We start from the raw sequence: 14888 nt of genomic DNA on the forward strand, positions 1-14888 counted from the left end.
ATCGCGATGCGCGTTGCAGGTGATGCGACGGAAAATGAGCCGGAACACCATGCGAGGCACAACTCCCCTACTCCGCGCCCGGCAGGCCGTTGTGCGCACCGCGGTTGGGGCGCTTGAGGGCGAGGAGCTGGTCGCGTACCTGCTCGCACTGGGCAATCGCCTGTTCAACACGTTTTTGCGACTCGATGATCCGCTGTTGGACCATGGCGTCCATAAAGGCGTTGTCGAACAGCCAATCCGCAGCGAGAAGGAAGTCGCCCACATCGGGACCGAGACCTGCGAAGCCCTCAACGTCGTTCAGTTCGTCCGCCAAGCGGCCCAGCGCCGCCTGAGCCGCGGAGAGATGTCGCTGAGCCGTCTCCATCTTGCCGTGCTTGAGCATGGAGGTAAGGAAGCCGCCGCCAAAGATGTCGAACCATCCCCAGTTGCCGGCACTCTTGAGGTCGCGCGCCGCCGCGTCGAGGCATTCCAAGGCATCCTCAACCGCTCCAAGCGCCTCATCGATCTCTATTTCCTGGCGTGCCATGGAACTCCTCCCCCTGCGCCGGTGTACGTTACGGGGCAATTCTAACGTTGCCCGAGACCCATTTGTCTGTCCAAGCCTTTTTACATCTGAACATTTTTACGTTCAACAATCGTCGGACGGGCGCGCTGCACGCGTCACGACACCACCTGACGGGGTCAGCCGCCAAAACCCCGCCACTCCAGATAACCCCACGCACGTATCACAACGCTACCTGATGGTGCCAACCGCCATGTCGTGGCGCGCTTCTCAAATCCAACAAGGGCAGATCCCGTCCCAAGTGCGCGAAATTACGCAAATGCGCGGATAAATTCGAGACTGCCCAGTAGAACGCGGGAGGCAATAGAGAAAAGCGCAGGTAGTTGACTCATGAGCAAAAGCCATACTCCGGCTCCCCGAGTTTTATCCGCGCATTTGCGAAGTAACGCCCCGCAACGGCAAAAAAATGGCTCGCCATCCACCGAATGCAAATGGCGAGCCGTGAAATCCTCAGCTTACTGAACGACACCAAGGGAGACCGAGAGTTTCTCAGGTGCCGCAGATTCGCGCGAAAGAGAATCGAGACGTGCCAACGCACGTGGACGACGATTGAGCGCGAAGGTACGGCACCCGAGGAAACCTAGGGACGCTGGCCCATGCCGCCCTCGAGGGTGAGGGTCTCACCGTTCATATACTTGAAGTCCGGGCCGCAGAGCTGGACGACCACACGGCCGATCTCGGTCTCGACGTCGCCGTAATGACCCGCCGGCGGCATGTGGACATTGGCCTCGAAGGCCTCGGGATAGGCGGTCTGGAAGTTCTCGAGCTGAGCCGTCCAGGCGAGCGGGCACACGATGTTGACGTTGATGCCGTCGGCGCCCCACTCGTTGGCGGCGACGCGGGTCAGACCACGGATGCCCTCCTTGGCGGCGGCGTACGAGCACTGTCCGTAGTTGCCGAACAGCCCGGCGCCGGAGGCGAAGTTCACCACGGAGCCACGGGTCTCCTTGAGGTGCGGATAGCACTTCTGCATGTACAGGAACGTGGCGTACAGGCCGGAGTACATGGCCAGATCGAACTGCTCCATGGTGTGATCGGCGATGGTGACGCCGGAGGCGGACGCCTGCGCGTTGTTCACCAGCGCGTCGATGCGGCCGAACGTCGCGATGGCCTCATCGACCACGTGCTGCACGACGGCCTCGTTGTCCTGGCCAGCGGAGACATCGGCCGCCACGGGCAGGACCTTGATGCCGTACTCCGCCTCAAGCGACTCCTTGGCCGCCTCGAGCTTTGCGACGTTGCGGCCGGTAATCACGAGGTTCGCGCCCTCCTTGGCGAACGCGATGTCGATGCCGTAGCCAATCGAGCCGGCAGACCCGTCCTTGAGCGTCGCCTTGCCGCCACCCGTAACGATGACCGTCTTGCCAGTAAAGAGTCCCACGATGCTCTCCTTTCTCACCGTCAGCGCGCAGCTGATTGCGCGCACTGTTAACTCCACGATACCCAACGCCGCCGACGCATAACGCGACGGTCGGGTACCGGTCGACCAACGGCCCCCTATCCGCCCTTGCCGGGATGCGGGCAAGCGAGCGGCGGGAGGCGGTGTGCGGGCGAGTGAGCCGAGAGGGGGCGGGCGTAACGGACACGGCGGAAGGCGCTGTGACGGCAGACGGGATTGGCGTTGAGAGCGCAGCGGATAGGGCTGCGGCGGGCGAAGCTGCGGGCACGGCGGGGTGGGGCTGCGGGTTGTAGGTGCGACGGAAGGGGTTGCGGGGGTGCCGGACGAGAGCACCGCTGAGGCATGTCAAGCAGAGCCGAGGATGAGAAGGCGAGGAAGTCGGGCACGGACGGCAAACACGCCAACGAGCCCCACGCAACGCATGCGTAAAACAAGTTGGGACCGCGCGACATCGCACCCGATCCTTTGGCGCAGCCGTATGATAGATGCAAACACTTACCGGGATGTAAACACTTACCGGGCAATGCCCGCGTGCGAAAGGAGCGCCATGAGCGAACTTGAGAACACGCAACAAGATACCGTGACGTGCGATGAGCAAAAGAGCGGCCTTGAGCCGCCGACAATCGACCGACCCGCCGGCACTGCCTATCTCCAAGCCGAAGACGCCGACAATCGCCAAGCCGAAGATGCCGCCGGTCTCCAAGTCGAAGACGCAACAGGCCTTCAAACCGATAGCGTCACAGGCCTCCAAGCCGGCAGCGGCGCCAATCGCCAAGCCGGCAGCGGCGCCGATCTCCAGGCCGAAGCCGCCACAGGCCTTCAAGCCGATAGTGGCGCCGGTCTCCAGGCCGATAGCGCCACAAACCCCCAAGTCGGCTACGCCGGCCACCTCCCACTTGGCGGCTCCATCGAGCTCGAACAGGATTCCCAAACGGGCGGCGTCCTCGACCTTCAGCGGAGCGACGAGATGAGCAGCGTCGCCGGCCCAAATGGAGACGGCCGGGCACGTGGCATCCCCACCCCCGAAGAGGGCGACGGCACGGGCACCGATCCCGAACTCGAGCCCACACGGAACAATCCGCCTAGTGACCTCGTCGAGGCAGGACCTGGGCAAAACAACCAGTCACCCGAGGCAATCGAGCCCAAGCCCGACGACCAGACGGGAGCCTCCGGCATTGCGGGCGCGGCACGTACGGTCAGCGCGCTCTTTTCCGAAGGCGTGACGAGCATGAAGGAAGTGAACGCCGCGCACCGCGCGCATGCCGCGGCCCGCGACGAACTCGAACGCCTGGACAACACCATCGCCTCGCGCGAAGCCGAGCTTGAGCACCGTCGCGACATAGCGGCGCGCTACGACGAGATCATCGCCGAGGAGTCCGCCCGCAAGAACGCCGCCCGCAAGAACCAGGCATCCGCCACGCAGCAGCGCGAAAAGTTCCTCGCCAAACTCGCTGAACTCAAAAAGCAGCTCGAGGACATGCGCGAGGAGGACGCGACAACCGAGCGCCGCCTCAAAACGGCCCTCGAGGCAGCGGAGGACAAGGAGCGCTCGGCGCGCGAATCCGGGCGCCGCCTGCAACGCAGGCTCGACGACGCGCAGGCCAACCTCGAGCGCACCATCAAGGAGCAGAGCGAGGGCGTTGCCGCGGCGCACCAGGCGGTGACCAGCGCGGAGGCGCATCTCGCCACGTTGAACTCCGAATATGCAGAGATCCAGAAGAACCCGTCCGCCAACCCGGCAGGATACTCCGTGCGCAAGCGCGAGCTGGAGGACGAGATCTCCGATGCGACCGAGGCGCTCCGTAACGCCAAGAGCGACGTCCCGCGCATCGAGCAGGAAACGCAAACGGCGATCGACAAGGCGCGCGCCGCCGTCGACGAGGCGGAACGCCCGATCGCCACGGCAAAAGAGGCGTTCAACACCGTCGCCGCGGCCGCAGACCGAGCTCGCGACGCCTACGGCGAGGCGCGGGAGGATGCCGAGAAGCGGCAAAAGGAGCTCCGCGGCACGATTTCCGAAGGAGAGAAGGCCGCCAAAGCGCAGGAGCGCGCGACGCAGGATGCCCAAGCGAGGGTCGATGCCGCCCAAGCTGCCATCGACGAGGCGAACGACATCCATGCGCACCCCGAGGCGACCGCCGCGCTCGTCAACGCGCTCGAGGCGGATCGCGCCGAGCGCGAGGAGCGCGTCGTCGAGGTCGAGCAGCTCGCCGGCGCCGAGCAGGCAGTGCGCGAGCGCACACGAGGCGCCCGCGTGCGCCTCACGCTCGCAGTGGCGGGCATCGCGCTGACCGTCCTGCTCATGTTCGTCTGGACGTACATCGCGCAATAGCGTGTCGCCGTACGCAAAAATCCGGCCTCCCAACGCCATGTGGCGTGGGAGGCCGGATTTTTCATGTGCGATGGCGGGGGCACCCCGTTACTCGGCGACCTCGACGAGCTCGATGTCGAAGTTGAGGTCGCAGCCGGCGAGCTCGTGGTTGGCGTCGAGCTTGATACCCTCGGGCGAGACCTCGACAACCGTCGCGGGGACGGGCATGCCGCCGGGGCCCTGCAGGAAGAGCTTCATGCCAGCCTCGATCTTGTCGAACTCGGGCACCTGATCGGCCGGGAAGAAGAGAATCATGTCCTCGCTGCGCTCACCGTAGGCCTCGGCGGCGGGGATGTGGACGGTCTTCTTCTCGCCCACCTCCATGTCGAGCACGGCGGCGTCAAAGCCCTTGATCATCTGACCGGCGCCGGCCACGAACTCGATGGGCTCGCCGCGATCGTAACTGGAATCGAACTGGGTGCCGTCGTCGAGCGTGCCGCGGTAGTGGGCCTTGACCGTCTTACCCTGGTTGGACATGTGCATCCTCTTTCAAAATCGTTGTGGGCCTCGAAGCCGACGTTTCGGCGACAAGGCATGACCATCGCCGACGTGGGCCGCATGGCGAACGCCGGCACGTGGAACCACTATACCCGAGCACGGGCGAGATTATGCCTGCGCCTCCGCCTCGCCCTTCTTCTCCGGCGGGAGCACCAGATTCAAGATGATGCCCACGAGGGTAGAGGTGGCCATGCCGGGCAGGGTGTAGTCACCCAGCGGGATGGCGATGCCGGAGGTCTCCATGCCCACGCCCAAGATGATGACCACCGAGGCGATCATGAGGTTGCGGTTGACGTCGAAATCGACACGATTGGACACGAGCATGCGCAGGCCGTTTGACGCGATGAGGCCGAACAGCAACAGGCACACGCCGCCCATGACCGGACTGGGGATGGAATTGATGAGCGCGGCGAGCTTGGGGCACAAGCCGCCGACGATGAGCGCGAAGCCGCCCGCGTACCAGAAGATCTGGGTGGAGTAGACGCGCGTCACGCTCATGACGCCGATGTTCTCGGCGTACGTGGTGGTGGGAGGACCGCCGAGGAAGCCCGAGATCATGGTGGACAGGCCGTCGCCTGCAAGGGAGCGCGGCAGCAGCGGGCGATAGTCCTTGTCGACGATCTCGCCGACCGCGAGCAGGTGGCCGATATGCTCGATGACCGTCACCACGGCGACGGGCGCGATGAGCGCGATGGCGCCCATGTCGAACTTCGGGAAGCTGATACTGGGCAGGCCGATCCACGCGGCCTGGGCGATCGGGGCGAAATCCACCATGCCGAACACGCACGCGACCGCATATCCCACGATGATGGCGAGCAGAACCGGCACCGTGCCCACGATGCCGCCGCGCCCGGAGAAGATCACCGCCGCGAGCAGGGTGATGGCGGCCACGATGGCGCCCTGCGGATTGAAGACCGAGGCACCCGCGGCATCGGTGCCCATAAAGGCCATGTTGGCCGCGGTGGCGGAAAGGCCCACGCCGATGACAACCATGACGGAGGCGACGAGCACCGGCGGCAGCAAGCGGTCGAGCCAGCCCGTGCCGACGAGCTTGATGATGCCCGCCACCGCCAGGAACACCGCGCCCGCGACGATTACGCCGGACATGGCGGCGTCGAGGCCGCGCGTGGCGCCCACCGCGAGGATGGGGCTGATGAAGGCGAACGAGCTGCCCAAGTAGCTGGGAATCTTGTTGCCGGTCACGAGCAGGTAGCAAATGGTGCCGATACCCGAGCACATGATGGCGACATTGGGGTCGAGGCCGGTCAACACGGGCACGAGCACCGTGGAGCCGAACATGCTCATCATGTGCTGGATGCCCAGCGGGATGGCGCGAGCGGGAGAAACCCGGTCGTCGACGCCGATGACCTCGCGTTCGCGGTGGCTCATAGGCGGTCCTTTCTGTTGGATGCAATTCGGTCTATGGTACCGTGTAACGTGCATGAGCGGAATGACAGCGCGCAAACCGGAACGGTTCGCTAAGGCAGCCCTCGCTGCAGGCCGCTCGGCCATGCCGGCTGACTCTGGTACCAGCGGCTCTCGTGCCACCGCGCCGTCCCCCTGCGGTTGGTGTCGAAGGCGCATCCGCCCCTCCGGCAATTCCAGGCGTCACCACAACCACATCGACAGCCCTGGGCATTCCCCCAACGCCGTCCGAAACGCTTCGCCCGCTTCAATCAGCCTCGAAAGGAGCCCTCGCGCATGAACGCCGCCCCGTTCATCCTCGCCCTGAACATCGATGGGCTCGAGATTCCCATCGAGGTCACCCGCAAGCGCGTGAAGAACCTCAACCTGCGCGTGCGCTCGGACGGCACGGTCACGCTCAGCATTCCCCTGCGCACGCCGTCCGCGTACGCCCAGGCGTTTCTCGATCGAAAGGCCGCCTGGATTGCGGAGCGCGTTATCCGCGCGCAGGCACGCGAGCCCCAATGCCTTACCCCCAACATGCCGGAACTCATCCCCCTCTGGGGTAGCCTCATCCCCCGCAATTCCAACCTCACCGACCAAGCAGCGCTCGATGCACGGTATCGAGTCGAAACGCAAGGCGCCCTTCCCGACGTGTCCGCGCGCATGGAACGGCGCATCGGTGTCCAAGCTTCACGTTGGAGTGTGCGCATCATGAAGACGCGCTGGGGGTCGTGCACGCCCAAAACGGGCGCGATTCGCATCAACGCTCGACTCGCCGCCTACCCTCCCGAATGCCTCGAGTTCGTGGTGGCGCACGAGCTCGTCCACCTGCTGGAGCCCAGCCACAACGCACGGTTCCACGCCCTGCTCGACGAGTTCTACCCCGAGAATCGCCGCGTCTCACAGCTCCTCAAGCGCCCCGCAGCCGAATAGCCGGACGCACGATGTCCCTACAGCATCCAAGCTCGCGTGATGTACCGTGCTGGCACTCGATGCACCTCCCGAGCGTCGATATGCTCTGAATGCCGATATGCTCTGAGTGTCGATGCGCACCGAGCTTCGCTGCGCCACCCTCTTCGGAGCCCGATGCGCCCACCGAAACCCGATGCACTTCCTGAGACTCAGTGCACCTAACGAAACTCGGTGCGCTTCCTGAGACTCGATGCACCTAACGAAACTCGATGCATTTCCTAGAACTCAGTGCACCTGTCAACCATTTTCCATCCGAGATATGGTTAATACGCGCACTGAAGATTCCCGGGTGCACCGAAGATTCCCGAGCGCACCGAAGATCCCTGGGTGCACTGAAAATCTCAAAGTGCGTCGAAGATTCCACTGCGTCCGGGGACGACATCGCGTGATGCCCGGGAGCCAAGTGCTCAATGCCCCAAATGGGCATGCATTACGCGCTGCATTCACTGAATGGTGGTGCCTTAGGCGCAAAGTGCCGTGAATGGAGATGCACCGACCGGCAACATCGCCCCCCTTGCGCCAAGCGCGCTCCGTCGCAAGAACTCCGTCGAGCAACGTGCAAGCCGAGTAGCGTACGGACCGAACAGCGCGCAAGCCGAGTGGCGCACATGTCGAGCGGCGTGCAAGTCGAACGGCGCGCAAGCCGTGTTGTTATTGTGGGTTGTGAAGCATCTCCATCCAACTAGCAGCAATGTCAGGCTTTTGTCAGAGAAACAGCGATGTCTGCCTGGCACGTCATCGCTATGGTCGCCTCAACCATTTGCTGTAGACAAGGGGCAACCATGGAGACCAAGAGCGCCACCGATTTAAAACTCGAGCTCGCAACGCGGCACGCATGTCTCTTGCTCCCCGCAGACACACCGGAAAAACGGCGCCTGGACCGTCGCGTCACCAAAGGGACGGTATGCATGCCTTATCCCGGCGCATACGCCCTTGCCGAGCCGTACAACAAGCTCAACCCGCGCGCCAAAGCCCGCATGACGCTCAAGGCCATACACGCCCTTCACCCAAACTGGACGTTCTGCTCATTTTCCGCCGCCGTGGCGCATGGACTCCAGGTTCCCCGGGCGCTACTCGCCCCCGTTCATATTGCGATCTCGCCAACGGAGAGCCGCCGCAAAAATCCAGGGCACATTGCATGCCACACCGATCACGGCGGATCTCGCGTCATCACCGATGGAATGCCCTGCACCTGCCTTTTGCAGACGCTGCTCGATTGCCTATGCGCAACCGGGTTTCGCTATGGTCTGGCAATCGTCGATTCGGCGCTGCACTACCATTTGACGACGCATGAAAAGCTGGCCCGCCACTTCGCCGATCATGGAAAAGGCAGGCGCGGCATCCGACAGGCGCGGCAAACACTGGCCTACGCAGACGGTAGGAGCGAAAACGGCGGGGAGTCCATTGTCCGTGCGGCAATCATCGAACTCGGGTTCCAAACACCCGAACTTCAAATAGAAATCGAGGACCCCATGAATCCGGGAGCACCGAAGCGCTCAGACATGGGATGGAGACTTCCAAATGGCAGGTACATACTCGTCGAACTCGATGGGCTTTCAAAGTATCTATCCACAAACGCGAGAACGCATGAAGAGCCCTCTGTTTATCAAGCTGTTCGGACCATGAGGGCCGAAAGGCTACGAGAGTCCCACCTCAACCTAACAGGAGCGACCATTCTGCGGCTTTCTTTTGCGCAGGCTCTCGATGCCGACTACCTCTTTCGGCTACTCTCCACAGCAGGGGTCCCACTCAATAAGGAAACTTCTAGCTAGTGAGCCACACAAATAAAGAGCCCTCTAGCCAGTAACCCCTGCTCAATAAAGAACCCTCCAGATAGTTAAAGAAGCGTCTGCCTTGTTAAAAAAGCTTCCGCCTGGTTAAAGAAACCACCGTCTGAAACCCCTATCTGGTTAGAGAGGCGAATAGGAACGAGCAAATCCGCCGAATACAACACCCCCGCTAACATCCCTGCTAAATCGGGTGAAGAAAGCAGGGACTCGGTGCATGTGCAGGAACTCAGCGCACTTATCGAAGCTCGGTGTATGTGCAGAAACTCAGCGCACTGACCGAAGCCCAGTGTTTGTGTCGAAACTCGATGCACTTCCAGAAACTCGATGCATTTGCAGATATTCGGTGCACTTGTAGAAACTTCGATGCACCTGGCAACCATTCCACACTTCAAAAATGGTCTAAAAGTGCACCGAGAATCGCTGAGTGCACCGAAGATCTCTAGTTGCGCCGCTAATCTCTGGGTTCACCGAAAAAATCTGGACGTAAATAAAAATTCTGGACGCACCGAAAACCCCTATCACATCGAAGGTGCCCCGGCGCGCCTACGTTTCCCGGTATTCCGGAAAACCATGAGTGCACGGGTTCAGCATCGCCCGTGGAGCCGTGAGCTCAACGTCAGCCGTGGGCGGGTCGACGTCGATCGTGGTGCCGCAGGTTCAACGTCAGCCGTGGGCTCAACGTCAGCCTCGACGCCGCAGTTTCAGCGTCGGCCGTGGGCGGGTCGACGTCGACCGTAGAGCCGCAGGTTCAACGCCAGCCGTAGGCGGGTCGACGTCGATCATAGAGCCGCGGGGTCAACGTTAACCGCGAAGCCGCGGATTCAGCATCGACCGCGGGACCGCGGGTTCGACGCCGGCCGCGGGACATAAAAGAAGAGGCGCCTCCGAAGAAGCACCTCTCTCTCAAACAACTTGATGCGCAGTCGAGCGCTATGCGCGCGCTACTCCTCGACGAGCTCGAACTGGTCCGGGCCAACGCCGCACAGCGGGCAGACGTAATCCTCGGGCAGCTCGGGGGTGTCAACCTCGACCTCGTAGCCGCACACAAGGCAAACGAACTTGTAGGTCTTGTCAGCCATGATGGCTCCTTTCACAGGCGAATGAACGTAGGGTGAGTATACCCGACTTACGTTCCAGACAAACAGGAACGGGCTCAGAATCACCCCGTCTCTGAATTATATGTTACCGGAATACATTCCTATTAGCAAGCGGCCCGACGCAAAAGAACGCTTACGCTTGGTACGAGCTCGCCTTGGGCGGCGTCTTGCCCTTGAGCGTGCTGTGATAGTAGGCATACGTGAGCGGGGGCTCGTCCGAAAGGCGCTCGGCCTGCACGACCTCGCCCACGAACAGGTAATGCGTGCCCACGTCGACCGTATCGATGAGCCTACAGGCGTACATCGCGCACGCGTGCTCCGGGCAATACGGGGAGCCCGTCTCCGACACGGCCGCCTGGTACTTCTCGAACTTGTCGTAGGTGTCGCTGGTGCGGAATCCAAAATTGCCGATATAGGGCATGTCCGCCGTCTGATCGAGCGCGGTCACCGCAAAGGTGCCCGCCTCCTTGATGACGCGTGCAGTCACGTTGTCCTTGTGGACCGCGACGCTCATGCGAATGGGCTCCGCCGTGACCTGAACCGCCGTGTTGACCACGCAGCCCGCCTTGAGGCCATCGGCTTCGGACGAAACGACGTACAGGCCGTAACTCATCGAGAACATCGCCGTGGAATCGATCGCCATACATACTCCCCTTTCTCAGAGCGCCCACGCCCCAACACGAGGCTGGTGGGCGACCCATCTTTCAAGTCCGATGAGAATCCGCTCCCACCGGACTCGTCGTAACTCAGTCGGCGCCAAGGCGCCTCGCCCAGGGAACATTGTGCCCCTTGGCGGCCGTACTGCACCCCTGGCAACTACGGCCTAGCGGCTGCGTTGCTTGAGCGCTCGGTCGATCTCGCGCTGCATATCGCGCTTTGCCATATCCTCGCGCTTGTCGTAAAGTTTCTTGCCGCGGCCGAGGCCGAGCAGGAGCTTGACGCGCCCGTCTTCGTTGAAATACAGCTCAAGCGGGACGAGCGCCACGCCGCGCGTGCGGAGCTTGCCGTCGAGATAGTCGATCTGCTTGCGGTGCAGCAGGAGCTTGCGGCGACGGTCGGGGTCGCGGTTGAAAATCGAGCCGTTGGAATACGGATGGATATGCACGTTGTACAGCCAGCACTCTCCGTTGCGGATGAGGGCGAAGGAGTCCGTGATCTGGCAGGCGCGCTCGCGAAGGCTGCGCACCTCGGTTCCGGCGAGCTCGAGACCGCATTCGAACGTCTCGTCGATGAAGTACTCGTGATGCGCTGAGCGGTTCTTGGCGATGAGCTTTTTCTCCTTGCGGGGCTTGGGCGCAAAACCGGCCATGGCTACTCCTCCCCCGTCTCGGATGCGGCGATAGGGTCGCCAGTGCCATCGGAACCGTCGCCCGCGCCGCGAGCCGCCCCCGCAGCCTGCGCGAGCTCGGCATCGGACTCGCGAATCAGGCGAATGAGCGCCTCGCACGCCGGGGCGCCGATCAAGTCGCGGGCGAGCAGCGTGAGCCGCGTCGCCTCGTTGCGGTCGCCCTCGGCGGCGGCGTCTGTGGCGCACATGAGCAGGCACACGGCGATCTCGGCATTGGCGCCCGTCGCCAGGCCCTCGGCCTCGACCGCACCGTTCACCTCGGCATCTGAGCGGTCGGCGAGCTCAGGATGCTCACCGTCGATCTGTGCGGCGAGCGCGGTGGCCGCAGGATCGTCCGCGCAGGCGCGAATGGCGGCACGACGGCAGCCCTCGGCGACAAGCGGCTTTTCTGCGGCAAGGAAGAACTGGCCGAGGTTCGCAAACGCGCGGGCGAGCGCCTGGGGCGTTGCGGCCCGCTCGAGCACCGAGGCGGAAAGCGCCGCCCACTCCTGCGTGTTGCCGAGCGCGCGGAACACCTCGGCGAGGTTCAGGCGATGCGCGCAGTTCATGGGGTTCCAGCGAACCGCCTGCTTGAGCGCATCGCGCGCGCTCTCGTACTCGCCCTTTTGGATGTACACGTATGCGAGGGCAGCGTACAGCCGGTCGAACGGCGTCTCGAGCTGCGTGAGCTCACGCGGGTCGCGCTCGACCCGCCGGTATGCCAAGCGCTCGAACGGGCTGGCGAAGCTGAACCACTGGCGGGCATCGGTGGCGATACAGGCGGTGTCGGCGTACTCCCCCGCCTCGGCGGCGAGCTCTTCAAGAAGCACGCGAGCGGTCTCGAGCTCGCCCTCGGCAAGCAGGTCCTCCGCGTAATCGATGTCGTGGGCCGCGATGGGCATATCCATGGTGTCCTCCTAAATAGAGTCGAAACTCCAGTGTAGCGCAGAAGCGCTGCCGGCAAGAACGACGTACAGGGCGGGCTATCGAACCGCGCCTTCGACGTGGATGAGCTTGAAGTCGAGATGCCCGCGCAACACGTTGACGCCGACGACCTCAACCACCACGCGCTGGCCGAGCTCGATCACCGTGCCGGTCGACTCGCCCACCAGCCGAAGGCGGATATCGTCGTAGTCCCACCACTCGTTGCCGAGCGAAGCCATGCGCACCAAGCCCTCGGCCCCCGTTCCATCCAAACGCACGAACGCGCCCATGTCCGAGATCCACGAGATCGACCCGGTGTAGCGCTCGCCCATGCGCCCCGCGAAATACTGCGCGACCTTGACCTTTTGGGAGGCGCTCGCCGCGGCGTCGGCATCGCGCTCAAGGGCACTCGCCTGACGGCACAGCTGCGGACAGATCTGCACAAGAGACTGAGCGCCCGTGCCTATCAGCTGCGGCGCGCGCTGAGCGGCCTGGCGCTTGCCGAGATCGCGCTTTGCGAGCGCCACCTTGAGCACGCGATGGACGATGAGGTCGGGATACCGGCGGATGGGGCTTGTGAAGTGACAGTAGGCGCGGGCGCCCAGCGCGTAATGCCCGCCGTTCTCGGAACGGTAGACCGCCCGCTGCTGCGCGCGCAGCAACAGCGCGTTCACCAAGGGCGCATAGGGCGTGCCATGGGCGTCGGCGACGGCGGCCGCCATGGCGCGCGGCTCCCCCGCCATGATGCCGACCGCCAAGCCTCCATCGATCGCGCCGAGCTCCGCGAGCGTCTTTGCCGCCGCGGCGAGCGTGTCGGGAGAGGGCTCCTCATGCACGCGATACGCTGCCGTAAGATCGCGGTCGGAAATGAACTCCGCCACGCATTCGTTGGCGAGCAGCATGGCCTCCTCGACCAAACTGGTGGCGGCACTGCGCTCGCGCGTGACGATGTCGACAGGCAGGCCGGCGTCATCCAAAAGCACGTGGACCTCGGGCGTCTCGAAGTCGATCGACCCGCGCTTGCGGCGGATCTCCCTGCGAGCGCTCGCCAGCGCATCTGCGTTCTTAAGGAACTGAACGAGGTCGACGCCGCATTGACGGGCAGTGTGGGCGGCTTCGGCAGCGCGCCGCAGGGTCGCCTCATCCGCGTGCCGATTCTCTTCCGGCGCACCAACCGCGCCACCCGTGTCGCTGACATGCCGCGCGGCGCCCTCATCCGCGCCCTGTGCCGTGCGAGCGTCCTCGCGCATCACATCGACAGCAGTGTCTGAGCTGTCTGAACGCCCGGCCGTCCCTTTCTCTGCACCCTGGGGCTCGCAAGCCCCCGCAAGCAACGCATCGGCGGCACCGTAATCCATGCGCACACGTGAGCGAATCACGCTCGGGTACGCCTCGTACGCGCGCACGCGCCCCTGCGCGTCAAGCTCGATGTCGACCGTGACCGCCAGTCGGTCCTCTTGAGGGCGCAGTGAGCACAGATCGTTGCAGAGCCGCTCGGGCAACATGGGCAACACGCGATCGGCCAGGTAGACCGAGGTCGAACGGCGACGCGCCTCAAGGTCGACGGCACTCTCCCAAGCCACATAATGCGAAACGTCGGCAATGTGCACACCGAGCATCCAGCCGCCGCGCACCGTGCGCGCGACCGAAATGGCGTCGTCGAAGTCGCGCGCGTCAACCGGATCGATGGTCAGCAAAAAGCGATCGCGGATATCGCGACGCAAGGGGTCCTTGAGCGCCTCATCGACATCGACGCACAGCGTCTCAGCCTCGTCAATCGCCGCCTGCGGATACCCGTCCGCCAAACCGTAACGGGCCATGATGCACTCGATACCCAGGCTCGGCTCATTCGCGTCGCCGATGCGGCGCTCCAGCGTGACCACGCCCGACTCCGTGCGAGACGGGTACTCGACGATGCGCGCGGACACGATGTCGCCGGGCTCCACGCCAAGGCGCGCTGGGGAATCGTCGCTGGGCAGTACGAAGAAATCCTGCTTGATGCGCGCATCGAGCGGGCAGACCGCACCCAAGGGTCCCGCAGGTGCGAACACGCCCACGATGGCGGCGACCGCGCGATCGATGACATGCTCGACCACGGCACGGCGCTGGCCTCCGCGACCCCGATGCAGGCTCACATACACGCGGTCCCCCGGCATAGCCTCGCGCATCGAGCGCGCTCCCAGCCGGTAGACGCCCTCAGCGGTCTCGACCTCGGCGCGCGCATCGTACACCCGCACCGTTCCCGTCAACCCCGGCAATCGACGAGACCGCGCAGGCCCACGCCGTCCGCTCTTCGAACCCCTACCTCTACCCATGCAATCCTTTCGTACTCATGCTGATGCGCCCCCTTTAGACGCGATTTCGTCTGTTATACCCGCTTTGCCCCACACACCGTTCACAGGGCTCTCTCCACGAACAGCAGCGCAATCGGCGTTTGCACATTCTCCCTACGTGCGCAGCATCGCAAGAGCAGGAAACCCCTGGGTGTTTCCTCAGCAAACATTCCGCAGGAGGTCGAGCGAAACTCGCCTTCCGAGGACG

12 protein-coding genes are annotated in these 14888 nt (G+C 63.6%); 3 read left to right on the forward strand and 9 right to left on the reverse strand.

What is annotated here, in order from left to right; genetic code table 11:
* Positions 1–67 precede the first annotated feature (67 nt).
* A complete protein-coding gene (locus LK434_RS04835; RefSeq protein WP_006720387.1) occupies positions 68–526 on the reverse strand; it encodes a hypothetical protein in 459 nt (152 codons plus the stop codon).
* A gap of 616 nt (positions 527–1142) precedes the next feature.
* Complete coding sequence (locus LK434_RS04840; RefSeq protein ID WP_040360544.1) at positions 1143–1943, reverse strand: SDR family NAD(P)-dependent oxidoreductase; 801 nt, start codon at positions 1941–1943, stop codon at positions 1143–1145.
* 565 nt (positions 1944–2508) lie between these two features.
* Between LK434_RS04840 and LK434_RS04845 the strand changes: the two genes are divergently transcribed.
* The gene (locus LK434_RS04845; protein WP_050754945.1) at positions 2509–4293 is read left to right on the forward strand and encodes a coiled-coil domain-containing protein; all 1785 of its coding nucleotides are present in this window, start codon (positions 2509–2511) and stop codon (positions 4291–4293) included.
* A gap of 87 nt (positions 4294–4380) precedes the next feature.
* Here LK434_RS04845 and LK434_RS04850 read toward each other — a convergent pair whose 3' ends face one another.
* Together LK434_RS04850 and LK434_RS04855 are read right to left on the reverse strand one after the other, a co-directional pair.
* Positions 4381–4809 carry an FKBP-type peptidyl-prolyl cis-trans isomerase gene (locus LK434_RS04850; protein WP_040360541.1) on the reverse strand — a complete coding sequence of 143 codons (429 nt, stop codon included), beginning with the start codon at positions 4807–4809 and terminating at the stop codon, positions 4381–4383.
* Positions 4810–4938: 129 nt separating this feature from the next.
* Positions 4939–6219, reverse strand: coding sequence for a uracil-xanthine permease family protein (locus LK434_RS04855; protein WP_006720379.1), 1281 nt, complete (start codon positions 6217–6219; stop codon positions 4939–4941).
* Between the two features lie 312 nt (positions 6220–6531).
* Here LK434_RS04855 and LK434_RS04860 point away from each other — a divergent pair, with 312 nt between their 5' ends.
* Both LK434_RS04860 and LK434_RS04865 read left to right on the forward strand, forming a co-directional pair.
* On the forward strand, positions 6532–7170 hold the full coding sequence (locus LK434_RS04860; RefSeq protein ID WP_006720378.1) for a M48 family metallopeptidase: 639 nt from the start codon (positions 6532–6534) through the stop codon (positions 7168–7170).
* An 821-nt stretch (positions 7171–7991) separates the two neighbouring features.
* Entirely contained in the window at positions 7992–8981 is a 990-nt protein-coding gene (locus LK434_RS04865; RefSeq protein WP_006720375.1) for a hypothetical protein, read from the forward strand.
* A gap of 959 nt (positions 8982–9940) precedes the next feature.
* Here the strand turns inward: LK434_RS04865 and LK434_RS04870 are convergent.
* From LK434_RS04870 to LK434_RS04890, 5 genes are all read right to left on the reverse strand, one after another.
* Positions 9941–10078, reverse strand: coding sequence for a rubredoxin-like domain-containing protein (locus LK434_RS04870; protein ID WP_006720373.1), 138 nt, complete (start codon positions 10076–10078; stop codon positions 9941–9943).
* A 151-nt stretch (positions 10079–10229) separates the two neighbouring features.
* Positions 10230–10739, reverse strand: a complete 510-nt coding sequence (locus LK434_RS04875) for a flavin reductase family protein (RefSeq protein ID WP_006720372.1) — start codon at positions 10737–10739, stop codon at positions 10230–10232.
* A gap of 180 nt (positions 10740–10919) precedes the next feature.
* The gene (smpB, locus tag LK434_RS04880; RefSeq protein WP_006720371.1) at positions 10920–11405 is read right to left on the reverse strand and encodes an SsrA-binding protein SmpB; all 486 of its coding nucleotides are present in this window, start codon (positions 11403–11405) and stop codon (positions 10920–10922) included.
* A 2-nt stretch (positions 11406–11407) separates the two neighbouring features.
* A complete protein-coding gene (locus tag LK434_RS04885; protein WP_227917878.1) occupies positions 11408–12331 on the reverse strand; it encodes a tetratricopeptide repeat protein in 924 nt (307 codons plus the stop codon).
* Between the two features lie 75 nt (positions 12332–12406).
* The gene (locus LK434_RS04890) at positions 12407–14584 is read right to left on the reverse strand and encodes a ribonuclease R family protein (protein ID WP_317134198.1); all 2178 of its coding nucleotides are present in this window, start codon (positions 14582–14584) and stop codon (positions 12407–12409) included.
* Positions 14585–14888 lie beyond the last annotated feature (304 nt).

The sequence above is a fragment of the Collinsella stercoris DSM 13279 genome (genome assembly GCF_020735465.1).
Lineage (GTDB): Bacteria > Actinomycetota > Coriobacteriia > Coriobacteriales > Coriobacteriaceae > Collinsella > Collinsella stercoris.